Genomic DNA, 22,973 nt, shown 5'->3' on the forward strand with positions numbered 1-22,973 from the left:
CGGTCGAGGTGCGCCCTACGCTCTCGCACGTGGCCGGTGGACCCGTCTCGGAACAGCGCCTGCGCGACCTGGTGCTGCTGCGCCGGGTGCGGGACCGGATCGACCGCGAGTACGCCCAGCCGCTGGACGTCGCCGCGCTCGCCCGTGGGGTGCACGTGTCGGCCGGGCACCTGAGCCGGGAGTTCAAGCGGGCCTACGGGGAGTCGCCGTACGCCTACCTCATGACCCGGCGGATCGAGCGCGCGATGACGCTGCTGCGCCGGGGCGACCTCAGCGTGACCGAGGTCTGCTTCGCCGTCGGCTGCGGGTCCTTGGGCACCTTCAGCACCCGCTTCACCGAGCTGGTCGGGATGCCGCCCAGCGCCTACCGCGAGCAGGCCGCCCGGGGGAGCGCGGGGATCCCACCGTGCCTGGCCAAGCAGGTGACCAGACCGGTCAGGAATCGAGAAGCCCGGACGTCCCTGCCGCCCCTAGCGTGGCCGACATGACCTTGATCATCCACTACGCGTTCCTGCCGCACACCGACCCGGAGGCCTCCGTGGCCTTCTACCGCGACGTCCTCGGTTTCGAGGTCCGCAAGGACGTCGGCTACGAGGACATGCGCTGGATCACCGTGGGCCCACCCGACCAGCCGCAGACCTCCATCGTCCTGCACCCGCCGGCCGTCGACCCGACCATCACCGACGAGGAGCGCAGCACCGTCCTCGAGCTGATCGCCAAGGGCAGCTACGCCGCGATCACCCTGGCCACCGACGACCTCGACGGCACCTTCGGGAAGATCGAGGCCAGTGGCGCCGAGGTGCTGCAGGAGCCGACGGACCAGGACTACGGCGTCCGGGACTGCGCCTTCCGTGACCCGACGGGCAACCTGATCCGGATCAACCAGCTGACCTGACCCCGCCGGGAGCCCTACGGTGCGGTGGCATGGTGCCCCGCTCCACACTCGTCGCCGTGTCGGCGGCCCAGCTGGCCGCTCAGCTCGCCGGTCACGTCGTCGCCCTGCGGCGCCGTCGGCACTTCGACGTGCCGTTCCTGGCCGGCAGCCCGGACCACCTCGTCCGGGACTGGCTCTGGTTCGGCACGGCGTTCAGCGCACCGCCGTACCTGCTCGGCCCGCAGCTCTGGGCGACCGCCCGGCTGCTCCACGGGCCGGACGACCGCGCCCGCTGGGTGCTCCGGTGGCTCGGCACCGGGCTGACGTTCGGCTACCTGAGCGAGCGCTGCACCCGCCTCCGGGTCAGCCCCGGCGGGTTCGACCCGGTCGAGACCCCGGTGGTGGTGACCGGGTGGGGGTGCGCGGTCGCCCTGGCCGTCCTCGCCCCCCGCTGACGACCGGTCAGCAAAGCAGCGGGGCACCGGCGAGTCACCGGGCTCGACGCGACCGTCGAACGACGGATCGCCGAGGTCGTCCGGCCCGCCGCAGGCTGACCCCGGCGGCGACCGGGAGCCGTGCGGTCACCCGTCGGCGTGGTGGTCGAGCACCTCGGCCTCGCGCCGGAGCCGGCCGGCGGCCTCGTGTTGCCCGAGGCCGTCGTAGCGGTCGGCCTCGGTCCGGCGGTCCGCGATCTCTGCGCGCAGGAGGGCGCGGACGTCGCCGATCGACAGGGCGCGGCGGTCCGCCTCGGTGGAACCGACCCCGGTCCGGGTGCCGGCGAGGTGTGCGTTCGTGGCCCCGGTCGCGGTCCCCGGCGGGACGACGGCCTCGGCGTTGTCGATCGCCGCCAGGGCGCTGCGGAGGGCGGCGACGGCGTCGGCCCGACGCGACCTCATCGCGGCGGCGAGCTCCGTGCGCAGCGCCGCACGCAGCGACCGCGCGTCGTCGGTGGAGTCGTTGCAGTCGGTCTTCACGTCCATCTGTCCTCCCTGGCTCTGCCGGTGTGGTCCACGGTCCCGCCGCAGCCGGTGGGGTCGTCGAGAGCACCCTCCCAGCCGCCGGGCCGGTCATCAGCTGAGTTCTGCCGCTGGGGGACGGCGGCGCTGCGCGGCCGTGTCCCCGGTTCGAGGGAGTCGGTCCTTGGTGCCGTGCCGGACGACGGGCACACTCCCGACGTGATGGACGACGGCCAGGCGACGACCGACCCCGACACCGACCCTGGCGTCGGGCTCCCCGCCCCCCGTGCCGGAGGTGCCGTCCCGCCGGAGGCGGGTGCGCGCATGTTGATCCCGGGGGAGACCTGCTGGCGGATCGAGCGGGCGGACCGCTTCGCCGTCTTCGTCGACGCGGCCGAGTACTTCGCCACCCTCAAGCGCGCCGTGCTGCGCGCCCAGCGGCGGGTGCTGTTCATCGGCTGGGACTTCGACCCGCGCATCCGGCTGGACCCCCTCGCCGCCGGCCGGCCGAAGGACGACCGGCTCGGCGCCGTGCTGGAGCGGGCGGTGGCGCAGAACCCGCAGCTGGAGATCGGCGTCCTCCAGTGGGACCTCGGCATGCTCCGCGCGCTCGGCCGGGGACTGCAGCCGATCGTGCTGCTGGACCGGCGCACCTCCGACCGCCTCACCCTGGCCATCGACACCCACCACCCGGTCGGCGGGGCACATCACCAGAAGATCGTGGTCATCGACGACTGCCTGGCCTTCACCGGCGGCATCGACGTCACCGCCGACCGGTGGGACACCCCCGACCACGCCGACGTCAACCCGCACCGGCGTTCCCCGGCCCCCGGCCGGGCCGAGGGGCGGCTGGCCGGACCGTGGCACGACGCGACGAGCATGCTGACCGGGCCCGCTGCCCGCGCCGTCGCCGAGCTGGCCCGCACCCGGTGGGAGAGCGGCACCGGGGAGCGCCTGGAGCCGCTGATCGAGGAGCGGACGTGCTGGCCCGAGGAGGTCGAGCCGCTGCTCACCGACGTCGACGTCGCCATCGCCCGCACCCGGCCCGAACACGACGGCGCAGAGCTGGTGCACGAGATCGAGCTGCTGTGGCTCGCCGGGATCGCCGCCGCCCGACGGTCGATCTACGTGGAGAGCCAGTACTTCGCCAGCCGCCGGATCGCCGAGGCGATCGCCGAGCGGCTGCGTGAGCCCGACGGCCCGGAGGTCGTCGTGCTCAACCCGTGGACCGCCGACGGCTGGCTGTCGGAGAAGGCGATGGGCACCGCGCGCGCCCTGGTGCTGGAGATCGTCCGCGAGGCCGACGTCCACGACCGGTTCCGGCTCTACTGTCCGGTGACCGAGCAGCGCGAGCCGATCTACGTGCACGCCAAGGTGGCCGTCATCGACGACCGCCTGCTCCGGCTGGGCTCCAGCAACCTGAACAACCGGTCGATGGGCCTGGACACCGAGTGCGACCTGGCGATCGAGGCGGTCGAGGGCCGGCCGGGCGCCGACCGGGTGGCCGCGACCATCCTCGCCTTCCGTGACCGGCTGCTCGCCGAGCACCTCGGGTGCACGCCGGACGACGTCGCCGCCGCTGTCGCCGACACCGGCTCGCTGGTGCAGGGCATCGAGCGGCTGCGCCGGCCGACCGGTCGATCGGTGGTGCTCTTCGAGCCGCCCGAACTCGGTCCGGTCGACCGGGCGCTCGCCGAGTCCGAGGTGCTGGACCGCGAGAAGACCCCCAACCGCTGGCGCCGGGTCGAACGGTGGTTCGCCGGCGGTCGGCGACCGCGGAACCGGGTCCGCCCCTGACCTCGCGGCTGCGCCGGCTCGTACATGGAATGCGCAGTCCCTGGGTATGGCCTGGTCCAACCGACCCGGAGGAGGAACCGACATGGGGATCGTGTCCGGACTGATCAAGGCCAACCTGCTCAAGAAGCTGCTCAGCCGCCTCACCGGCAGCCGTCGCAGCAACTGAGCCACCCCGACCGGCGGCGCCGGTCGGAGCCGGTGCCTGCGGGCACCGGGCACCAGCCCCCGCGGCGTGACGCCGCGGGGGCTGGTCCGTGTCCGGGGCCGCGCAGTCTCCCGGGGGACGGGTGCGGCCGACGTCAGCTCGGGGCCGCCAGGGACGGCCCGGAGTCGGCCAGGAACGCCTCCAACGACCGGGCCGGCCGTCCGGTCACGCGCTGGACGGCGTCGCTCACGACGGCGAAGCTGCCGGCCTGCACGCGCTGGAACGTCACCTCGGTGATCTCCCGCTCGAAGCCCTCGGTCCCGGCCAGCGCCTCGGCGATGGTGATCTCCCGGTGCGCCATGGAGCGCTTGGTGGCCCGGGAGATCAGCTCCGCGGTGCGGGGCAGCGAGAGCGCTGCCGGACCGGTGAGCTCGTACACCTGACCGGCGTGCCCCTCCTCGAGCAGCGCACGCTCGGCCACGGCGGCGATGTCCCGGGCATCGATCCACGCGAGGCCCGCGCCGCCACTGGCGAACGGCAGCTCGCCGGTGCTGGTGAGCTGGTGGAGGTAGAAGCGTGGGTCGGTGAGCACCTGCATGAACCAGCTCGGCCGGAGCACCGTCCAGCTGTGGCTGCCGGTGCGCACCGCGCGTTCGGCCCGCGGCGCCCACCCGGCCGGACCGGTGTGGTCGGCGTCCTGTTCGGACAGCAGGACGACGTGCGCCCGGGGTGGCGTCACCTCGAGGAGCGCCCCGATCAGCTCCGGTGCGTCCGCACGATCGGGCCGGACGACGAAGAGCGCATCGATGTCGCCGGTCGCCGCGGGCCACTCGGCCGGCCGGTCCCAGGAGAACTCCGTCGGCCGGACCCCGGCGACGTCCACCGTCTCCGGGTTGCTGCTGCCGCCGAGCACCTCGACGCCCGGCCGGGCGACGAGCAGCTCCGCCAGCGGGGCGCCGGTCTTCCCGCGCACCCCGGTGACCAGGACCCGGGTCGTCGCCGTGTCTCCGTGTCCGACCGCCATGTCGATCTCCTCCAATTGATTGAGCCACTCAAGTTCCTGTGGGTCATGGTGGCACGACTACTTCAGTCCATCAAGTAACCTCGGCGTCGTGGCAGACGACGGCAGCACGCTGCAGCAGCAGGTGTGGGACTTCGTGTACGCCTACGACGCGGCCTACGACCGCGCGGCGCAGGCGGTCGGGTTGAGCGCTGCCCAGGCCTGCCTGCTCGCCGAGCTGACCACGGGCGCCAGTGCGATGGGCGACCTCGCCGCCGAGCTGCTGTGCGACCCGTCGAACGTCACCCAGCTCGTCGCCCGGCTGGAGGCCCGCGGGCTGGTGACCCGGGTGCCCGACCCGGCGGACCGGCGGGTCAAGCGGGTCTCGATCACCCCGGCTGGGCGGCGCGAGCACCACGCCGTCCGGCGTGCCTTCGACTTCCCCGACGACCGGCTCGGCCGTCTGGACGAGGGGGAGCAGCTGCAGTTGTCCTCGCTGCTGGCGAAGCTGTTGGATCGTCCCGGCCAAGCTGCGGCAGGAGGGTGAGAGCCCGCCGCCCCGGATCGGGGAAACCGCTCGTGACGGGGTCGTGACCGAAGGGATCGACCAGTTAGACAGCGCCGCTCGACGTCGGTGCCGTGGCGGCCACGTCCGGGGTGGCTCCGCGTCCTCGGGGTGACGCTCTCCACAGCCGGGAGGGCGTCACGAGGCGTTCGGCGTCGGAGGGCAATCCGGTTCACGCCCGAGGCCGAGTCGCAGACCGTCTTCGCAGCGGTCGGGCGACCTGGTCACCGCGGACGAGGGCGACCTGGCCAGAGCCCAGCGGGGCCGGGGTGGACCGCCGTCGCGCCGGAGGGGCCGGTCCCTTTGGCGTCCGGGGCCACCGACAGGCAGCCCTTCACCGCCGACGGCGAGGTGCCCCGGCGGACGCAGTGGCGAGGGAACCGGAGGTCGCGCCGCCGGTCGACCGCCCTCAGAGCAGCGACGCGCGCGCTTCCGCGCACGCCTTCACGGGGCGGTGCTGAGCGGATCGGTCCGGGGAGCTGTGCTCGGAGGCGCTCTTCACCGTCGCGCGGGAGGCCTGCCCAGGAGGCGGACAGCCCGGCAGGCGCCGGGGACGGCGGTGCGGGCCGTGCACGCGGAGGGGCGCTCCGGCCCGAGCAGGCGGGAGGAGTCCCGTGCAGCAGTGTCCGGCGGTCGACGTCCGGGGTGCAGCAGCGGACGGCGGTCAGGGCGTGCCGGCGTCCACCCGTGTCTCGGCACGGCCCGCACGACCGCGCCGGCGGCGCCTGGCAGCAACGGTGAGGTAGCCGCTGACCGCCAGGTAGTACACCAGGTAGGCGAGTGAGACGGTCACCACGATCGGGTCCACGGACGGGAACTGGAGGAGGAGCAGCGCATACGTGCCGATCCAGATCGCGGTGAGCACCAGGCTGAGGGGTCTGAACGTCTGAGTGCGTGAGGGGTACAGGTAGCGCACCGGCACGAACACCAGGATCGAGCAGACGACCAGGATGGTCGCGACGGTGACCCGGTCGAGTTCGAGCACGATGACGTAGAAGGCGACGACGTTCCAGTAGCTGGGGAACCCGAGGAACGTGTGGTCATCGGTCTTCGCGTCCACCCGGCAGAACTGGTAGCTGGAGGAGAGCAGCGGCAGGGCGGCCAGCACCCACCCGGACGCTCCATCCGGCAGGGCCCCGGTCGTCCAGAGGAGGACCACGGGGGCGAAGACGTAGGTCAGGTAGTCGACGATGTCGTCGAGGCGGGCGCCGTCGAACCAGGGGATGGTCTCCTTCACCCGCGCGCCGCGGGCGAGCATCCCGTCCGTGCCATCGACGACGAGTGCGACCAGGCCGATCCAGAGGGCCATGACCACGTGACCGTCGAACGCAGCCAGCACGATCAGCAGCGCGAGCACGGAGCCGCTCGCTGTGTACACGTGCACGAGTGCGCCTGCCAGGCGCCGACTCAGGGAGAACAACTGCGGCCAACCGCCTCTGGGTCCGGGGACGGAGCGGAGCCGGTGACCCCGTCCGGGTGGCGTGTCCTGTTACGGGGACCTTTCCATGCCCGCGGCTCGTCGGCCGGATGACCGTGTCGCGCAGGCCGGATCGTCCGCTCTCGCGGGGGCGGCGGGTGCTGAATCGGCGCCAACATGGCCCAGACCGCGCCCCTCCCACTCGCGATCCACGTCATGACTCCGTCCGCGTCCGCGTGCGCCGGTTCCGGCAGGGCCCGCGCGAGTTCCCCGAGGACCGGCTGGGCAACCTGACGGGGGAGGAGCAACGGCAGCTGTCCGTGCTGCTGGCGAAGGTGCTGGCTCCCGACCCCGGCGCTGCCGGAGGGGGTGCGTCCACCGCCCCGGACACCGAACGCCCCTCATGATGGGGGCGTGGCCGACGGGCGATCGACCGGTTCGACAGCACCGCTGGGCGTAGGGGCCGCGGCCGCCCGGCTGGGGGTGGCCCCCGAGACGTTGCGCAGCTGGGGCCGTCGCTACGGGCTGGCGCCCAACGGGCGCACCGCCGGCGGCCACCGGCGGTACGACGACGAGGACATGGCCCGACTGCTCCTCATGCAGCGGCTCGTCGCCTCCGGGGCGGCCCCCGCCGAGGCGGCCCGCCGGGTCCTCGCAGGTGACTCCCAGCCGCTGGGCGGCGACCAGGCCACCGCACCGGCCGCCGGCGGACGCCGGGCCGGTGCCGGCGGGACCGTGCTGGCGCTCCCCGACGCGCCGCCGGAGGCCCGTGGGCTGGCCCGGGCGGCCGCCCGCCTGGACGCCGGCGCGGTGCACTCGATCCTGGGTGAGCTGCTGGTGGAGCGGGGGACCATCGCCACCTGGGACACCGTCCTGCGTCCGGTCCTGGTGGCGGCCGGCCTCCGGTGGGAGCAGACCGGAGCGGGCATCGACGTGGAGCACCTGCTCAGCGAGGCGGTCACGGAGACCCTGCGGGCGCACCGGGCCTGCCAGCGGAAGCCGGACGCGGGGCGGATCGTGCTGCTGACCTCCCCGCCCGGCGACTGGCACGTGCTGCCGTTGCACGTGCTCGCCGCCGCGCTGGCGGAGCGCCGCACGCCGGCGCAGGTGCTGGGGCAGCTCCCGGTGTCCGCGCTGGTGTCCGCCGTCCGCCGCACCGGTGCGTCGGGGGTCTTCATCTGGAGCCAGCGACCGCCGCAGTCCGCGGAGCAGACCGGGCAGCAGTTCCCGGTCGACGCGCTGCCCACCTCCCGGGCCCCGCGCGCACTGGTCGCCGGCGGCCCCGGGTGGGCCCACGGCGTCCTCGACCGGCGGGTGGTGGTGTCCGAGAGCCTCGCCGACGCCGTCGACCTGCTGGCCGCCACACCGCGCTGAAACCTGTGCAACTCGACCGGGAGCGTGGGACGGCGTAGACCCGCCACAACCGGAAACGGTTGCGGCCCGCCGACCGACGGGACGCCGTCACCCTCGAAGGGGCCCCGATGGTCCAGGCAGCCGCCGTCAACATCCCGTCGCTCTCCGCGACGAGCTTTGCCACGGTCTACAACCTGTTCTCGCTCGCCATCGCCTGTCTGCTGTTCACCTCGCTGTACCTGCTGGTCTCCCAGCGGCAGGTCCTCCGCCAGTACCGGAACGCGGTGGTCGTCTCCGCGATCGTCTGCGGCATCGCCGCCTACCACTACTTCCGGATCTTCAACAACTTCCAGGAGAGCTACCCGGCCGGCGCGACCATCGACGCACCGCACCAGCTGTCCAACATCGAGTTCAACGAGGGCTACCGGTACGTCGACTGGTTGCTCACCGTGCCGCTGCTGCTCTTCGAGACGGTCGCGGTGATGGCCCTGGGGCGGGCAGCGGCGAAGAAGCTGCTGGTCAAGCTGATCCCGGCATCCGCCCTGATGATCGCGCTGGGCTACCCGGGCGAGCTGGCCAACGAGGTCGGCCCCCGGCTGCTGTGGGGGACGCTGTCGACGATCCCGTTCCTCTATCTGCTGTACGTGCTCTTCGTGGAGCTGTCCCGGTCGCTGGACCGGCAGCCACCGGAGGTCGTGCACACCATCAAGATGCTCCGGATCGCCCTCGTCGGGCTCTGGGGCGTCTACCCGATCGCCTACCTGTTCCCGATCCTGGGCGGGGACTTCTTCGGCGGTGAGGGTGGCTTCGTGCTCAAGCAGGTCGGCTACTCCCTGGCCGACATCTTCGCCAAGGCGGCCTACGGCCTGGCCATCTACAAGGTGGCCCGGGTGAAGAGCCGGCTGGCCGATCCGTCCTACGACGACGACCACTCGGTGGAGCCGGCCGCCGCAGCGAACGGGGCGCACGCCGGGGACGAGGTCCTGAGCACGGCGGGGGCTCCGAACGGGAACGGCGCACGGGCCAGCCGGCCGAGCTGATGCCGGGCTCCTCGGTGGTGCGCCGGCCCGCGTCCCGGGCCGGCGCACCACGCCGGGGGCGCCGGCCGGTCCGGGCGGTCGGGCCCGCCCTGGCCGCCGGCGCCGTCGGCGCCCAGCTGCTCGCCCCCGCGGCCCTCGCCCAGGTCGCGCCCGCCGTCGCACTGGCCGGCATCGTGCTGGGCGTCCCGCACGGCGCGGTCGACCACATGGTGCCGTTCTGGACCAGCGGACGGCGGCCGGCAGCCGCGGCCCTGGCCCGGGTGCTCGCCGGCTACACGGCGGTGGCCGGGGTGGCGGTGGGCGCCCTGCTGCTGGCACCGACGACCACCGTCGCGGTCTTCCTGGTCGCGTCGGCCGTCCACTTCGGCCGGGCCGAGGTCGTGGTCTCCGCGGAGGACGCCGGCCGGCGGGTGCCCGGACCGGGGCAGGACTGGTGGCCGACGGCGGCGCACGGCCTCGCGGTGGTCGCGGTGCCGCTCGTGCTGTGGCCGGGGCCGTCCGCCGACGTCCTCGGCCGCATCGCACCGGGCTGGCAGCAGCCGTTGCCGCTCGCCGGCCGCGCCGCCCTGGGGCTGGGCTGCCTCGTGGCGCTGGTGGTGGCCCTCCGGCTCCAGGTGGGGGCCGGTCGGCGACGCGAGGCGGCCGAGCTGGCCGGGGTCGCCGCGCTGTTCGTCGTGGTCCCCCCGCTGGTGGCCTTCGGGGTGTGGTTCGCGGGCTGGCACGCCCTGCGGCACACCGAACGGCTGGTCTCGCTGCTGCGCACGACGTCCCCGGCCGGGGGGACGTGGCCGGCGCTGCGGCGGTTCGCCGCCCATGCCGCGCTGCCCACCGTGGTCACGCTCGCGGCCGTCGTCGTCCTCGCCGGCGGGGACACCTCGGCGGTCGCGGTGAGCGCGGCGCTCGCCGTCCTGGTGGCGCTCACCTTCCCGCACGTCCTCACCGTCCAGGCGCTGGACCGCTGGGCCGCCGAGCAGGGCCGCCCCGGCCCGTGACCGGGCGGCTCTTGGCACGCGGTGCGCGACGGCGGATGATCCGTCGCAGCGGCGGGAGGTGTGGTGACCCAGTCCCCGGAACCGGTGCAGCTCCGTCCCGGTCTCCTCGTGCTGCCCGTGCAGCGGCAGGTCGTCGAGGAGCTCGTCCCCGCCGCGGCCGAGCACCGCGTCCTGGTGAACGTGGGCCGGCCCTACCGCCTGCTGGAGACCCTGGACTCCCGCGAGCACGCCACCGCCGGCCTGCCCGGGGACGTCGCCGTCGTGCCGGCCGGGTTTGACCTGGCGGCCCGGTCGCGGGACGGCACCCCGCAGGGCGTCTCCACCGTCGTGGTCGCCGTCGCCCGGCAGGTCCTGGACGAGGCACTGAGCGCGGCCGGGAGCCACCGGACGCCGGGCCTGGCCCCGGTCGTGGGCGCACGCTCCCCGGCCGTCGCACCCCTGGCGCGGCTCCTGCAGGCCGGGCTGGACGACACCTCCGGTCTCGGCCGGCTGGCGCTGGAGTCGATCGGGCTGGCGCTGGTCGCCGCCCTCGCGCGGGACCACACCACGGCCCGGCCGCCGACCACCCCGGCTCCGGCCGGGCTCTCCCGGGGTCAGCTGGAGCGGGTGGTCCGGCACGTCGAGGACGACCTGGCCGGGCCGCTGTCCGTCGCCGAGCTGGCGGCACTGGCCGCCGTGAGCGAGTTCCACTTCAGCCGGCAGTTCCGCGCGGCGACCGGGGCGAGCCCGCACCAGTACGTGCTGAGCCGGCGGCTGGCCCGGGCCCGCCAGCTGCTGACCTCGACCGACCTCCCGATCTCGGCCGTCGCCGCGCGGTGCGGGTTCGCCGACCAGAGCCACCTGACCCGGCACCTGCGGCGGGCGGTCGGTGCCACCCCGGCCGCGGTGCGTGCGGCCGGCCGCGGTCGCTGAGCAGGAACGTCCCAGCACCGAGCAGAAACGTTCACGCGCGGCCCCGGCCGTCGGCGGGACCGTGGTCCCACCGACAGAGCGGAGGAGGGCGACGATGCAACAGGCAGAGCAGGACCTGACGCTGGTGCGTGAGGTGTACACGGCGTTCGAACGGGCGGACGTCCCGCGGATCATGGCGCTGTTCGCCGACGACGGGACGGTGACCCAGTCCCCGGAGCTGCCCTGGGGCGGCGTCCACGTCGGGCACGAGGGGCTCGGGCACTTCCTCGCCACGCTGACCGGTCACCTCGACTCGCACCCGGAGACCGAGCGCTTGTTCGCCGACGGCTCCGGCCACGTGGTCCAGGTCGGGCGGACCCGCGGTGTGGTGCGGGCGACCGGCGCACCGTTCGACGTCCCCGAGGTGCACGTCCTCACCGTCTCCGGTGGCCGGGTGCAGTGCTTCGAGGCCTACCTGGACACCGCGGCGATGCGCGCCGCACTGGCCGCCCCGGCCCCCGTTCCCGCCGGCACCTGACCGGTGCCGACGCGATCGTCGAGCGCCCCTCCTCCGGCTGCTGTGCGTCGCCTCAGTGGGGCGTGCGACGGACGCCGGAGCCGGTCGGGGAGGGTGCAGCGGCCGCAGGGAGCACCGGAGGCATCGCCGGCGGGGCGGTGAGCTCCTGGTAGGCGGCGGTGTGCGCGCGCAGCGCGGTGACCGCCTCGGCGACGTCGGCCGTCGTCCGGCTGGTCGGGGCGACGGCCCGCTCGGCCTGGAGCACCGCGTCGCAGACGTCGGCGACCGTGTCCAGGTACGCCCGGGCCTCCGGTCCCGGCTCGTCCCGGTCCATCGGCTCCGGGGCCAGGGCCCGCTGCCGCAGGCGCTGCTCGAGCCGGCTGCCCTCGGCCTCCAGTGAGGGGAGCAGGTCCGGCACCTCGCCGAGGTGGGCCCCGGCGGTCTGGGCGGCGGCCACCTGGCGGCGCAGCCGGTCACGGGCGCGGGCGACCTCGAGCTGGAGCTCCGCGGCCGCGCGCCGTCGGCCCGGCGGCAGGCGGCGGGCAGCGACGGCGGTGGCGCCCTGCGCGCCGAGCTCGCGGCCGCGCGAGGCGAGTTCCCGGCTCCGGGCCACCAGGGGGCTGCGCCGGACGCGCCGGACGACCAGCCACCCGGCGAGCAGGGCCATCAGCAGCACGGTCACGAACACGCCACCGAGGACGGCGAGCACCGTGCTGTCCAGCGTGAGCAGCCAGGCCAGCTCGTCGTCGGCCCGCAGGTCCAGTGAGCCGGCGGGGCTGGTCGGCAGCGGGGTGGTCATGGTGCTCCTCGGAGGGACGGGCTCGTCGTCCAGACGACGATCGGCTGCCGGGCCAACGTCCCGGCGGCCTCCACCGGTTCCCTGGCCGTGCCGGGTGCTCGCCGAACACGGCTGACCGGGCCCCCCGGGAGCGCGGCTGGTGCGGTGTCACCGCCTCGGTTTACCCCCCGGGTGGGTGCGGGCACGGCTCGGGAACGGCGGACGCCGGCGGGTGTGGTGGGCGCGCCCGAGGGAACGGGAGGGGACTCGGGATGGACGTCGCCGAGCGGTTCGCCGAGGCGCTGGCCGAAGAACTGCCCGACCGCGACGGCGACCTGGACCACCTGCCGATGCGACTCGTCCGCGCCGCCGCTGCCGTGCTGGAGGTGGACGGAGCCGGCTTGGGCATCCACGGTCGCCCACACCAGCGGACACCACTGGCGGCCAGCGACGCGACCGCGGCGCTGGTGGAGGAGCTGCAGTTCACCATGGGCGCCGGCCCGTGTCTGCAGGCCGTGGAGTGCGGCGCCCCGGTGCGGGCCGTGGAAGCGCGCCTGGTGAGTGAATGGCCGGCGTTCCACGACCAGCTGGTCGCCCGCACCCCGATCCGCAGCATGCTGGCGCTGCCCCTGCCCGGCTCGCTGACGGGGTTGGGCTGTTTCTCCCTGTACTGGGTCGACCCTGTCGGTGCGGCCACCGCGGCAGAGTGCGCGGCCGAGCTGGTCGCTGCCCTCGTCGCCCAGCAGCTGGAGCAGGCCGCCGCGTGGAGCCCGTGGCTGCCCCCCGAGGTCCCGGATGCGCGCGAGAGGCCGGAGGCGCGCCGCCGCGGTCGGCTGTGGATGGCAGTCGGCATGGTGATGCTGGCTGGACGGCTGGAGGCCACGGACGCCCTGGCGTTGCTGCGGGCCCAGGCCTTCGCCGGCGACCGGACGGTCGACGACCTGGCGGACGACCTCGTGGAGCGACGCCTCCACCCCGGCCACCTGGCCGGTGAGGACCCCCTCGGCCCCTGAGCGTTCCTCGAGCCCAGGGCGGAGGAGTTCGGGTCCGGTCGTCGGGCACACGTCCTCGGCTGCCGATCAGTGCATCCGCGGTGTGGGGGGTGGGCGAAGAGCCAGGTGTTCGTGATCGAGCAGAGGCACGAGGCCGCAATCCCGCAGGAGACCGCGTGAACGTCGAGAACACCTTCACCTACGACTTCTTCCAGTACACGATCGTGTCCCACGTCTTCACCGTCGGCTACGCCGCCATGGCGGCCGGGCTGGTGTACTTCGTGCTCACCAGCAAGAACTCCCTGCCGAGGTACCAGCTCTCCTCGACCCTGTCCGCGGTCGTGATGGTGTCGGCGTTCCTGGAGCTGTTGGTGATCTCCCAGAAGTGGGAGAGCTCCTTCCGCTGGGACGGCGAGTCGTTCAGCCAGGCGGACGCGTTGTTCTCCAACGGCTACCGGTACATGAACTGGTCGATCGACGTCCCGGTGCTGCTCCTGCAGATGCTGATCGTGCTCGGGGTGACCGGCGCCGCCTTCCGTCGCGGCTGGATCGTCTTCACCGTCGCCGGGCTGGGGATGGTCTACACCGGCTACGTCGGCCAGTTCTACGAGGTCGAGCGCAGCGCCCCCTTCTGGGTCTGGGGGTCGATCAGCACGGTCTTCTTCCTGGTCATCCTGGCGCTGGTGTACCGCACCGTGTACGGCAACGTCGGCCGGCTTCCGGCTGAGGTGCGCCCGCTGGTCAAGGCCGTGTGGTGGCTGCTGCTGGTCTCCTGGATGCTCTACCCCGGCGCCTACCTGATGCCGGCGATCTGGGACTCCGCCGACGGCGTGGTCGCCCGGCAGATCACCTACACCGTCGCCGACGTCACCTCCAAGGTGGTCTACGGGATCCTGCTGGCGGTCATCGCCCGCAAGGTGAGCAAGCACGAGGGCCACGACGAGGCCGTCGCCTCCGACGTCACCATGCCCCGCGGTGGCATCACCGAGGTGGCTGCTCCCGGCCGAGCCGCCTGATCCGGAGGACGGCGTCGTGACCGGGGGCGCGCGGGTGACCGCGCTGACGACCCGGCTGTCGGTCGGAGTCGTCGGCGCGGCCGTTGCGGCGGCCGTGCTGCTGCCTGAGCAGGTCTCCGCCTGGGCGCTCGGGATCCTGGCCGCCGGGGTGCTGCTCGGGTTGCCGCACGGTGCGGTCGACCACCTGGTCCCGGACTGGGTGGCCGGCCGCCCGGGGCGGATGCTGCGGCCGGGGGTGCTCGCCGGCTACGCCGCCACGGCACTGCTGGCGCTGGGTGCCCTCCTCGTGGCGCCGGTGGTGAGCCTGCTGCTGCTGTTCGCCGTCTCCGCGGTGCACTTCGGCATGGGGGAGGTGGCGTTCGAGGCGGAACGGTCGGGACACCCGTGGCGGCCGGGTCTGCGGGACATCGCGCCGGTGGTGGGCCTGGGCGGGCTGCCCGTCGCCGTCCCGCTCGCGTGGTGGCCCGCGGAGGCCGACCGGGTGCTGGCGGCGCTGGCTCCGGAGCTGCCGGCCCTGCTGACCCCCGGGGTCCGGCAGGTCGCGCTCGCGGTCGTCGGCGTGACCCTGCTCGGCTCCGTCCTCGGCGCGCTGGCGCGTGGCCGGCCGGGGTGGGCGGCCGAGGCCGGCCTGCTGGCCGCGCTGTTCACCCTCGCGCCACCGGCCGCCGCGTTCGGGGTGTACTTCGGTGGCTGGCACGCGGTGCGGCACATCGGGCGCCTGCTGGTGCTCGACCCGCGCAACGGGGACGACCTCGCCGCCGGCCGGCTCGGGGCCCCGCTGCGCCGCTACGCCGTCGCGGCTGCAGCTCCTACCGCGGTGGCCCTCACCGGGATCGTGTTCCTGGTTCTGAGCGCGCAGCGGCCCGACTGGACGGCGGGCGCACTGGCCGTCCTGCTGGGTCTCACCGTGCCGCACATGGCCGTGGTCGCGCTGCTCGACCGGCGGGCGGGCCGGCCAGCGGGCGTCGTCCAGGTCCGGGAGCCCGGTCGCGCGGGCTGACCCGCCGGCGGGCGCGGAGCTCCGGCGCGGGCCGGCGACACACCGGGCGACACACCGGCCGGCGCCCGAGTTCGAGGCGGACTCCCCGGCCGTCTCTCCGTGACCCCCCGCACGTTCACCTGCCGGGCCGAGCCTGGAGGTCCCGATGGACCGAGCACAGGAGGACCACCTCATGACCGGACCGACGAACACGACGAAGCAGGCCGCGGCCGAGAAGAACCAGCCCGCCGACGCACCCGACGTCGACCAGCGGACGGCATCGGAGCTGCCCACGGGGTCCGACGGCGAGGTCCAGGAGCTGGCCCGGACCCAGGAGGACGTCGCCCAGCGCGCCCGGCAGCTGGTCGCCGGCGAGCTCGTGCGTTCCGCGTCCGGCGGGACGGAGGAGCGCCGGCAGGCCGACCGGGTGCTCGAGCAGGCCCGCGCCGGCCTGCTCGCGGAGCTGCGTGACCAGGAGCAGGAGCGCGCCCGGCGACAGCTGCAGGAGGCCGCCCGCAGTGGCGAGGACGCCGTCGCCGGCGTCGTCCAGAGCATCACGACGATCGTCCGCGGCATCGTGCCGGCGGCGCTGGTCCGCCCCGAGGACGTCATCGAGGCGACCTTCGCCCTCGCCGACCAGGGGCTGCGGATCAGCCGCCGGCTGGCCCTCACGACGACCAGCAGCGTGCGCAGCCTGTCGACCTCGGCCTGACGCCGGACCGGCGGGCGGCGGCAGGGGGTCGAGGACCCGGCCGCCGCCCGAGTCCCTCCGCCGGGCCGGGTGGCTCAGCTGCGCGCGCAGCGGTCGCGCAGCACGGGCACGCCGGGGCCGGTCAGCTCCTCGCAGAACGCCGCGCGTCCGGCCATGGCCATCGTCAGCGCCAGGGTCGTGCCGGTGACCAGCGGGCCAGCACCCGCGGCGAAGGGCCCGTCGTCGGCCTGCAGGCGCAGGCCGGCGGCGGCGGTGCGGCTGTTCACGGCGAAGTCCCGGGCGGCGTAGAAGCGGGCGACCGCGGTGACCACGGGCACCGGGGGTCGACCGGGCAGACCGAGCGGGCGCCGGACGTCCTGGGCGTGGACGACGACCTCGCCGAGCCAGGCGGCGGTGTGCCCGCTGGGTGCGGTGGTGCTGTCGCCGACCGTGCGGAAGCGCTGCAGCGTCTCGGCGGGCGTGCCACCGCGGTGCTCGGCCAGCCGGCGGTCGTTGTGCACGTCGGCGTCGAAGCGCGCGCCGATCATGCTCACCAGCCAGCGTGCCCGCCCGGTGCTGGCAGCTGCGCTCAGGTGGGCCACGACCTCCTCGACGCTCCACCGCCCGCACAGCGACGGCTCGGCCCACTGCGCCTCGTCCAGGTCGGCCAGGTCGCCGGCCAGGGCGGCGCGTTCGGCGTGGGCGGCCGCCCACAGGGCCTGCGGGGTGGTGACGGGCACGAGGGCCTCCAGTCGCATCGGTCGCGGTCAGCTCTTCGACTCGGTGGCTCCGCGGAACTCATCGCTCACCACAGTGCAGCGTTCGTCGGCGCGCCCCGTGGGATGGGCGGTCGGTGCTCGCCGATGGGGTGGCGCGAGGAGCTCGGGAGGTGTCCGATGTGTCCCTGCGCATCGATGACGCCCGAGGAGTCTCCATGTCGCGTCCACGCACCACCCTGGTCGCCCTGACCGCGCTGACCGCCGGTGCCCTCGCGGCCGCAGGTCCGGCCGGCGCCGTTCCGCCCGAGCTCGTGACGGAGAAACGGGCGCTGGCGGTCGGTACCGGGGGCGCGGTCGCCACCGTCGACCCCGACGCCACCCGGGTGGGCCTGGAGGTGCTGGCCGACGGCGGCAACGCCGCGGACGCCGCCGTGGCCACGGCCGCCGCGCTGGGCGTGACGGAGCCCTACTCGGCCGGGATCGGCGGTGGTGGGTTCTTCCTCTACTACGACGCCGACACGGGGGCGGTCACCACGATCGACGGCCGGGAGACCGCGCCGCTGGCGATGGGCGCCGACGCCTTCCTCGACGAGGCAGGCGACCCCCTCCCGTTCGCCGAGGCGGTGCAGAGCGGGCTGTCGGTGGGCACGCCGGGGACGCCGCGCACCTGGGCGACGGCGCTGGAGGAGTTCGGCACCTGGTCGCTGTCGGAGGCGCTGCAGGGGGCGATCGAGCTGGCCGACGAGGGCTTCGTCGTCGACGAGACGTTCCAGCAGCAGACCGCGGAGAACGAGGAGAAGTTCCGCCGCTTCGAACCGACCGCCGAGCTGTTCCTGCCGGACGGCGCCCTGCCGGAGGTGGGGTCCACCTTTGCCAACCCCGACCTGGCCGAGACCTACCGCCTCCTGGCGGACGAGGGGGTCGACCCCTTCTACGACGGCGAGCTGGCCGAGGACGTCGTGCAGACGGTCCAGGACCCGCCCGAGGCAGCGGGCGCGGCGGAGGTCCGCCCGGGTCTGCTCGAGGCGGTCGACCTGGCGCTGTACGACGCCCCGCTGCGCGAGCCCACCCGGATCGACTACCGGGGGCTCGAGGTCTACGGCATGGCCCCGCCGTCCAGCGGCGGCTCGACCGTCGCGGAGGCGCTCAACATCCTGGAGCAGTACCCGCTCGGGTCGCTGCCCCCCGTGCCGGTGCTGCACCACTACCTCGAGGCCAGCGCGCTGGCCTTCGCCGACCGCAACGCCTACGTCGGCGACCCGGCGTACAGCCAGGTGCCGCTCGCCGAGCTGCTCGCGGACGGCTTCGCCGGGGAGCGGGCGTGCGCGATCGACCCGGCGGTGGCCCTGGCGAAGCCGACGACCGCCGGGGACCCGGACGGCGAGTACGGCCCGTGCCCGGTGGAGGGGGAGCCCACGGTGCCGGAGGGCCCCGAGGGACCGTCCACCACGCACCTCACGGTCGGCGACGCCGAGGGGAACATCGCCAGCTACACGCTGACCATCGAGCAGACCGGCGGCAGCGGGATCACGGTGCCCGGCCGCGGGTTCATCCTCAACAACGAGCTCACCGACTTCACCTTCGCGGCGGCCGATCCCACCCAGCCGGAGCCGAACCTGCCGGCCCCGGGCAAGCGGCCGCGCAGCAGCATGGCACCGACGATCGTGCTGCACGACGGCGAACCGGTGCTCGGCCTCGGCTCGCCGGGCGGCAGCACGATCATCACGACGGTGCTGCAGACGCTGGTGAACCGCATCGACCGGGACATGGACCTCGCCGAGGCGATCGCCGCCCCCCGGGCGAGCCAGCGGAACACCACCGCGGTGAGCGCGGAACCGGCGTTCATCGAGGCCTACGGGCCGCCCCTGGAGGCGCTCGGGCACGAGTTCACCGTCGTGGAGGAGCTCGGCGCGGCCACCGGCATCGAGTACCTGCCGGGCGGGCTGATGCTCGCTGCCGCAGAGGTGGAGCGGCGCGGCGGGGGCAGCGCGGGCGTGGTGCACGACGTCCTCGGCCGCCCGGAGGGACCAGGCGCGGACGACCCCGGCCTGGCTCCCCGACGCGGGGACGGCTGACGGTCGACCGGAGAACCGAGACGACAGGAGGAGGACCGCTGTGACCAACCCCGATGCACCGGGCCCCGACGCCGGCCGGCCGGGTGCCGGCCCGGAACAGGAGAAGGACGCGCCCGGCGTGGAGATGGGCCTGTCGGAGGAGGCCGGCGGCACGTTCGAGCCCGAGGAGGACCCGGACGCCAACGGCCCGCCCGCCTGACCCGACCCGACCTACGAGGCGTCCCGGCGGAGCAGTGACCAGCCACCCGCCGCCAGCGCCGCGGCGGACCAGCCGATCAGCAGCGCCGCCGCCTGGGCGGCCGTCATGTCCGGCTCACCCAGCAGGGTCCAGACGGCGCCCGTGCCCGGCAGCAGCTCACCGAGGTCGGCCATCCACTCGACGCCGAACCCGGGGAGCAGGGCGGGCAGGACCAGCTGGAGCAGGAAGACGGTGGCCAGCGCGCCCGCCGTGCTGCGCAGCAGCAGGCCGACCCCGACGGCCAGCACGCTGCCGGCGACCAGCACCGCCGCGACCCGACCCAGGCTGCCGGCCAGCTCGGCGGCCGACAGGGTCAGCTGCGGCGCGATGAGCCAGGCGGCGACGTCGGCGACCAGCGCGAGGAGCACCCCTGCCACGGTCGCGACCACGACCGGGACGGCGACCCGCGCGGCCAGCAGCACCCCGCGGCGCGGCGTCCACTGCAGGGTCGGGCCGATCGAACCGCTGGCGTGCTCCTGCGTCACGGCGACCAGGGCGAGCACCAGCAGCCCGAACTGGCCGAGCAGCACGCCGAACTCACCGGCGAACGTCGCCGGCAAGGCTGCGGTCGGGGCAGCCGGCCCGGTGGCCTCGTCGAAGGCCGCGGTGGCGCCGATGCCCACGACGGTCACCGCGGCGGCGAGCAGGCACCACCACGTCGACCGCACGGTGCGCAGCCGCAGCCACTCGGCCGCGGCGGTGCGGGCGAGGAGGGTCGCCGTCCCCGGCTCCGGGCCCGCCGCCGTCGCCGTCCGGTCGGCGGTCTCTGCCGCGCTCATCGCCGCACCAGCTCGGCCGGCTCGGGCGAAGTGGCGACCCGGTACTCGACGGTGTCACCGGTGAGGTCGAGGTAGACCTGCTCGAGCGAGGAGTGCTCCTCGGTCAGCCGGTGCACCGCCACGCCCAGCTCGAGCGCGACGTCGCCGACGGTCTCGGCCGTCGCGCCCTCGACCAGCAGGTCGCCGTCGTCGGTGGGGTGCACCTGCAGCCGACGGCGCCGCAGGGCGCCGGCGAGGTCGCCGGGGGAGGGGGTCCGGACCCGGACCTGCCGCTGCGCGTCCTCCCGGCGCATCACCTCCTGCATCGAGGCGTCGGCGATCAGCCGGCCACGGCCGATGATCACCAGGTGGTCGGCCGTCTGCTCCATCTCGCTCATCAGGTGGCTGGACAGCAGGACGGTCCGCCCCTCGTCGGCCAGCCCGCGCACCAGCCGGCGGACCCACCGGACGCCGTCGAGGTCCAGGCCGTTCATCGGCTCGTCGAACAGCAGGACGGCGGGGTCCCCGATCAGTGCGGTGGCGATGCCGAGCCGCTGGCGCATGCCCAGGGAGTAGCCGCGCACCCGCCGCCGGGCCGCCGGGCCGAGCCCCACCTGGTCGATGACGTCGTCCACCCGGCGCAGCGGGATGCCGTGCGTGCGGGCCGCGACCCGCAGGTGGTCGCGGCCGCTGCGCCCGGGGTGCACCGCGCCGGCGTCGAGCAGTGCACCGGCCAGCCGCAGCGGTTCGGCCAGCTCGCCGAAGCGGCGGCCGGTCACCAGGGCGGAGCCGGCGGTGGGCCGGTCGAGGCCGAGGACCATCCGCATCGTCGTCGACTTGCCCGCGCCGTTCGGACCGAGGAAGCCGGTGACCTTTCCCGGCTGGACGTCGAAGGTCAGGTCGTCGACGGCCCGGACGACGCCGGCCCCACGCAGCCTGGACCCGGTGCCGTACTCCTTGGTGAGGCCGCGCACCTGGATCATGGTCGCGGCCCGTCGGGGGTGTGCCGGCGTCGCCGACACGGGAGGGGTGCAGTCATGGCACCGAGCGTGTCGGGCCGGCCGGCCCGGGCGGATCACCCCGCGGTGCCGACCGGGTTCCCCCGCGTGGGGGAGGGGAGCGGGGCGCGGGAGGGGGAGTCGCCGGGCGCGGCGGTGGGCCAGGATCGAGCCGTGCCCCCGACGACCTCCCCGCACTCGGCGACCAGGATCGCCACCCGACTGCGGGAGCTGCTGATCGCCGCCCGCCCGGGGTGGCGCGGCCGGGCCCTCTACGCGCTGGCGAGCGTGCCCCTGGCTGCGCTGTACCTGGCCCTGTACCTGGGGCTCATCGGTTCGGTGGTGGCCCTGGTCTACGGCGTCGGCGTGCTGCTCATCCTGCTGGTGCTGGCGGTGACCCGCGGGCTGGCCGGGATGGAGCGCCGGCTGGCCCGACGCCTGCTCGGGGTCGACATCCCCGAGGGGGAGCGGGTCCGCGACCAGCGTGGCGTCGTCCGCAAGCTCCGGCGGCTGGTGCTCGCGCCCGACACCTGGCGCGCCCTGGGCTGGCTGGGGGCACGCCTGCTCTTCGGCGTCGCCACGTCCGCCGCCCTCCTCTTCGGTGCCGCCCTCTTCGCCGTGATCGGCTGGGACCCCGAGTGGAACCCGTTGAACGCACTCCCGCTGCTGGCGTTGATGGTGCTGGACGTCGTGCTCACCCTGGCCGTGGTCGACCTGCTGGTGCGGCTGTCGGCATCCGTGGCGCCGCGGCTGCTCGGCACCGCGCCCGAGCAGCGGATCGCCGCGCTGCAGCAGCGCACCCGACGGCTGGCCGACCGGAACAAGCTGGCCCGCGACCTGCACGACACCATCGGCCACGCGCTGACCGCCAGCCTGCTGCAGGCCACCGCCGCCCGCCGGACGCTGACCCCGGCAGGTGACCGGCCGCTGCAGCCGGACTTCGCGCGGCAGGCGCTCGGGCACATCGAGACGAACACCCGGGCCGCGCTCGCGGAGCTCGACCGGGTGCTCACCGTGCTCCGGGCGGAGGACGGCGGCCGGGACCCCGTCCCGTTCGCCGCGCCGTCGCTCGAGGACCTCGAGGACCTGCTCGCCGGCCTCCGCGACGGCGGCCTGCCCGTTGCGCTCGTGGTCGACGGCGACGTCGACGACGTGCCCGCCGAGCTCCAGGAGCTGGCCTACCGGGTGGTCCAGGAGGGCACGACGAACGTGCTGCGGCACGCGGGCACGCCGTTGACGGTCGCCCAGGTGGTCCGGAGCGAGGGCACCCTCGCCGTCCGGGTGTGCAACGAGGGGGTCGTCCAGCTCGACGGCCGCCCGGGCCCCGGCGGCGGCCGCGGGCTGGCGGGTCTCCGGGAGCGGGCGGTCGCCGCCGGTGGGACGCTCAGTGCGGAGCCCACGCCTTCCGGCGGGTTCGACCTGTGCGTCACCCTGCCGCTGTCGGGCGCCGCGTGAGCGCCGTGCGGCTCCTGCTCGTGGACGACGACGTGCTCGTCCGCTCGGGGCTGCGGGTCATCCTGGAGAGCGAGCCGGACATGACCGTGGTGGGCGACGCCGGCACCGGGCGGGAGGCGCTGGCGGTCGCCGCCGACACCGACCCGGACGTCGTCCTCATGGACGTCCGCATGCCCGACATGGACGGCATCGCGGCGACCGCAGAGCTGGTCGCCCGGGACGCGCAGCGCCCTCGCGTGCTCGTCCTGACCACGTTCGAGGACGACGACTACCTGTTCCGCTCACTGCAGGCCGGGGCGAGCGGCTTCGCGCTGAAGCGGTCGGACCCCGAGGAGCTCGTCGACGCCATCCGGGTCGTCGCCCGCGGGACGTCGCTGGTGCTCCCGGACCTGACCCGGCGGCTCATCGCCTCGCACGCACCCTCCCGCGCGCGGGGGCCGGCCGCCCTGCCGGAGCTGACCGGCCGTGAGGCCGACGTGCTCCGGTTGGTGGCCGGTGGGCTGTCCAACGCCGAGATCGCCACCGAGCTGTTCCTCAGCCGCGAGACGGTGAAGACCCACGTCAGCAGCGTGCTGCTCAAGCTCGGGGCGCGCGACCGCACCCAGGCGGTCATCGCCGCCTACGAGAGCGGCTTCATGACCGGCTGATCACCGCCGGCACCCGGCGGGGAGCCGGCACCCGGCGGGGAACCGGCCCCCTCGCTGGAGCTCGGCGCACCGGACGTCCC

26 protein-coding genes are annotated in these 22,973 nt (G+C 74.9%); 19 read left to right on the forward strand and 7 right to left on the reverse strand.

The annotated features are described in order from the left end of the window. Nucleotides 1–29: 29 nt before the first annotated feature. The 3 genes from O2W18_RS10500 to O2W18_RS10510 are packed head-to-tail and all read left to right on the forward strand — an operon-like array spanning nt 30 to nt 1,329. Complete coding sequence (locus O2W18_RS10500; protein WP_269187472.1) at nt 30–488, forward strand: helix-turn-helix transcriptional regulator; 459 nt, start codon at nt 30–32, stop codon at nt 486–488. Beyond that, nucleotides 485–895, forward strand: a complete 411-nt coding sequence (locus O2W18_RS10505) for a VOC family protein (protein WP_269187473.1) — start codon at nt 485–487, stop codon at nt 893–895. Before O2W18_RS10500 ends, O2W18_RS10505 begins: the two co-directional genes overlap by 4 nt. 29 nt (nt 896–924) lie before the next feature. Next, nucleotides 925–1,329 carry a hypothetical protein gene (locus tag O2W18_RS10510; RefSeq protein WP_269187474.1) on the forward strand — a complete coding sequence of 135 codons (405 nt, stop codon included), beginning with the start codon at nt 925–927 and terminating at the stop codon, nt 1,327–1,329. A 126-nt stretch (nt 1,330–1,455) separates the two neighbouring features. Here the strand turns inward: O2W18_RS10510 and O2W18_RS10515 are convergent, their stop codons facing one another. Beyond that, entirely contained in the window at nt 1,456–1,854 is a 399-nt protein-coding gene (locus tag O2W18_RS10515; RefSeq protein WP_269187475.1) for a hypothetical protein, read from the reverse strand. A gap of 300 nt (nt 1,855–2,154) precedes the next feature. On the opposite strand from O2W18_RS10515, the gene O2W18_RS10520 reads away from it, so the two are divergent. After that, nucleotides 2,155–3,627, forward strand: coding sequence for a phospholipase D-like domain-containing protein (locus O2W18_RS10520; RefSeq protein WP_269187476.1), 1,473 nt, complete (start codon nt 2,155–2,157; stop codon nt 3,625–3,627). Between the two features lie 299 nt (nt 3,628–3,926). On the opposite strand, the gene O2W18_RS10525 is transcribed toward O2W18_RS10520, so the two are convergent. Next, nucleotides 3,927–4,796, reverse strand: a complete 870-nt coding sequence (locus O2W18_RS10525; RefSeq protein ID WP_269187477.1) for a nucleoside-diphosphate sugar epimerase — start codon at nt 4,794–4,796, stop codon at nt 3,927–3,929. Between the two features lie 88 nt (nt 4,797–4,884). On the opposite strand from O2W18_RS10525, the gene O2W18_RS10530 reads away from it, so the two are divergent. Beyond that, nucleotides 4,885–5,319, forward strand: coding sequence for a MarR family winged helix-turn-helix transcriptional regulator (locus O2W18_RS10530; RefSeq protein WP_269187478.1), 435 nt, complete (start codon nt 4,885–4,887; stop codon nt 5,317–5,319). 682 nt (nt 5,320–6,001) lie between these two features. On the opposite strand, the gene O2W18_RS10535 is transcribed toward O2W18_RS10530, so the two are convergent. Beyond that, nucleotides 6,002–6,715 (reverse strand): CDP-alcohol phosphatidyltransferase family protein, encoded by a 714-nt coding sequence (locus tag O2W18_RS10535; protein ID WP_269187479.1) that lies wholly within the window; start codon nt 6,713–6,715, stop codon nt 6,002–6,004. A gap of 275 nt (nt 6,716–6,990) precedes the next feature. On the opposite strand from O2W18_RS10535, the gene O2W18_RS10540 reads away from it, so the two are divergent. The 6 genes from O2W18_RS10540 to O2W18_RS10565 all read left to right on the forward strand — a co-directional run bounded on the left by O2W18_RS10540 (nt 6,991) and on the right by O2W18_RS10565 (nt 11,568). Continuing rightward, nucleotides 6,991–7,161 (forward strand): hypothetical protein, encoded by a 171-nt coding sequence (locus O2W18_RS10540; protein WP_269187480.1) that lies wholly within the window; start codon nt 6,991–6,993, stop codon nt 7,159–7,161. A gap of 7 nt (nt 7,162–7,168) precedes the next feature. Further along, nucleotides 7,169–8,128, forward strand: a complete 960-nt coding sequence (locus tag O2W18_RS10545; RefSeq protein WP_269187481.1) for a MerR family transcriptional regulator — start codon at nt 7,169–7,171, stop codon at nt 8,126–8,128. 107 nt (nt 8,129–8,235) lie between these two features. Beyond that, complete coding sequence (locus O2W18_RS10550) at nt 8,236–9,147, forward strand: bacteriorhodopsin-like (protein WP_269187482.1); 912 nt, start codon at nt 8,236–8,238, stop codon at nt 9,145–9,147. Further along, nucleotides 9,147–10,139: a Brp/Blh family beta-carotene 15,15'-dioxygenase gene (locus O2W18_RS10555; RefSeq protein ID WP_269187483.1), complete on the forward strand. Its 993-nt coding sequence runs from the start codon at nt 9,147–9,149 to the stop codon at nt 10,137–10,139. Before O2W18_RS10550 ends, O2W18_RS10555 begins: the two co-directional genes overlap by 1 nt. Before the next feature lie 63 nt (nt 10,140–10,202). Beyond that, a complete protein-coding gene (locus O2W18_RS10560; protein WP_269187484.1) occupies nt 10,203–11,051 on the forward strand; it encodes a helix-turn-helix domain-containing protein in 849 nt (282 codons plus the stop codon). A 94-nt stretch (nt 11,052–11,145) separates the two neighbouring features. Next, entirely contained in the window at nt 11,146–11,568 is a 423-nt protein-coding gene (locus O2W18_RS10565; protein WP_269187485.1) for a nuclear transport factor 2 family protein, read from the forward strand. Between the two features lie 52 nt (nt 11,569–11,620). Here the strand turns inward: O2W18_RS10565 and O2W18_RS10570 are convergent, their stop codons facing one another. Next, nucleotides 11,621–12,346, reverse strand: a complete 726-nt coding sequence (locus tag O2W18_RS10570; RefSeq protein ID WP_269187486.1) for a hypothetical protein — start codon at nt 12,344–12,346, stop codon at nt 11,621–11,623. A 251-nt stretch (nt 12,347–12,597) separates the two neighbouring features. Here O2W18_RS10570 and O2W18_RS10575 point away from each other — a divergent pair, with 251 nt between their 5' ends. The 4 genes from O2W18_RS10575 (at nt 12,598) to O2W18_RS10590 (ending at nt 16,024) form a co-directional block, all read left to right on the forward strand. Continuing rightward, the gene (locus O2W18_RS10575; protein ID WP_269187487.1) at nt 12,598–13,338 is read left to right on the forward strand and encodes an ANTAR domain-containing protein; all 741 of its coding nucleotides are present in this window, start codon (nt 12,598–12,600) and stop codon (nt 13,336–13,338) included. Between the two features lie 155 nt (nt 13,339–13,493). Then, the gene (locus tag O2W18_RS10580) at nt 13,494–14,333 is read left to right on the forward strand and encodes a bacteriorhodopsin (protein WP_269187488.1); all 840 of its coding nucleotides are present in this window, start codon (nt 13,494–13,496) and stop codon (nt 14,331–14,333) included. Then, complete coding sequence (locus tag O2W18_RS10585) at nt 14,293–15,333, forward strand: Brp/Blh family beta-carotene 15,15'-dioxygenase (RefSeq protein WP_269187489.1); 1,041 nt, start codon at nt 14,293–14,295, stop codon at nt 15,331–15,333. The genes O2W18_RS10580 and O2W18_RS10585 overlap by 41 nt, the downstream gene beginning before the upstream one ends. 172 nt (nt 15,334–15,505) lie before the next feature. Continuing rightward, nucleotides 15,506–16,024, forward strand: coding sequence for a hypothetical protein (locus tag O2W18_RS10590; RefSeq protein ID WP_269187490.1), 519 nt, complete (start codon nt 15,506–15,508; stop codon nt 16,022–16,024). Between the two features lie 74 nt (nt 16,025–16,098). Here O2W18_RS10590 and O2W18_RS10595 read toward each other — a convergent pair whose 3' ends face one another. Beyond that, nucleotides 16,099–16,743: a maleylpyruvate isomerase family mycothiol-dependent enzyme gene (locus O2W18_RS10595; protein WP_269187491.1), complete on the reverse strand. Its 645-nt coding sequence runs from the start codon at nt 16,741–16,743 to the stop codon at nt 16,099–16,101. Nucleotides 16,744–16,937: 194 nt separating this feature from the next. Here O2W18_RS10595 and ggt point away from each other — a divergent pair, with 194 nt between their 5' ends. Together ggt and O2W18_RS10605 are read left to right on the forward strand one after the other, a co-directional pair. Next, the gene (ggt, locus tag O2W18_RS10600; RefSeq protein WP_269187492.1) at nt 16,938–18,797 is read left to right on the forward strand and encodes a gamma-glutamyltransferase; all 1,860 of its coding nucleotides are present in this window, start codon (nt 16,938–16,940) and stop codon (nt 18,795–18,797) included. A 40-nt stretch (nt 18,798–18,837) separates the two neighbouring features. Continuing rightward, nucleotides 18,838–18,996, forward strand: a complete 159-nt coding sequence (locus O2W18_RS10605) for a hypothetical protein (RefSeq protein ID WP_269187493.1) — start codon at nt 18,838–18,840, stop codon at nt 18,994–18,996. Between the two features lie 11 nt (nt 18,997–19,007). On the opposite strand, the gene O2W18_RS10610 is transcribed toward O2W18_RS10605, so the two are convergent. Next, nucleotides 19,008–19,814: a hypothetical protein gene (locus tag O2W18_RS10610; protein ID WP_269187494.1), complete on the reverse strand. Its 807-nt coding sequence runs from the start codon at nt 19,812–19,814 to the stop codon at nt 19,008–19,010. Next, entirely contained in the window at nt 19,811–20,776 is a 966-nt protein-coding gene (locus tag O2W18_RS10615; protein ID WP_269187495.1) for an ATP-binding cassette domain-containing protein, read from the reverse strand. Before O2W18_RS10615 ends, O2W18_RS10610 begins: the two co-directional genes overlap by 4 nt. 189 nt (nt 20,777–20,965) lie before the next feature. On the opposite strand from O2W18_RS10615, the gene O2W18_RS10620 reads away from it, so the two are divergent. After that, entirely contained in the window at nt 20,966–22,246 is a 1,281-nt protein-coding gene (locus O2W18_RS10620) for a sensor histidine kinase (RefSeq protein ID WP_269187496.1), read from the forward strand. Beyond that, nucleotides 22,243–22,893, forward strand: coding sequence for a response regulator (locus O2W18_RS10625; protein ID WP_269187497.1), 651 nt, complete (start codon nt 22,243–22,245; stop codon nt 22,891–22,893). The genes O2W18_RS10620 and O2W18_RS10625 overlap by 4 nt, the downstream gene beginning before the upstream one ends. The last annotated feature ends 80 nt before the right edge of the window (nt 22,894–22,973 follow it).

Origin of the sequence: Modestobacter sp. VKM Ac-2983 (assembly GCF_026967885.1) — a bacterium.
Lineage (GTDB): Bacteria > Actinomycetota > Actinomycetes > Mycobacteriales > Geodermatophilaceae > Modestobacter.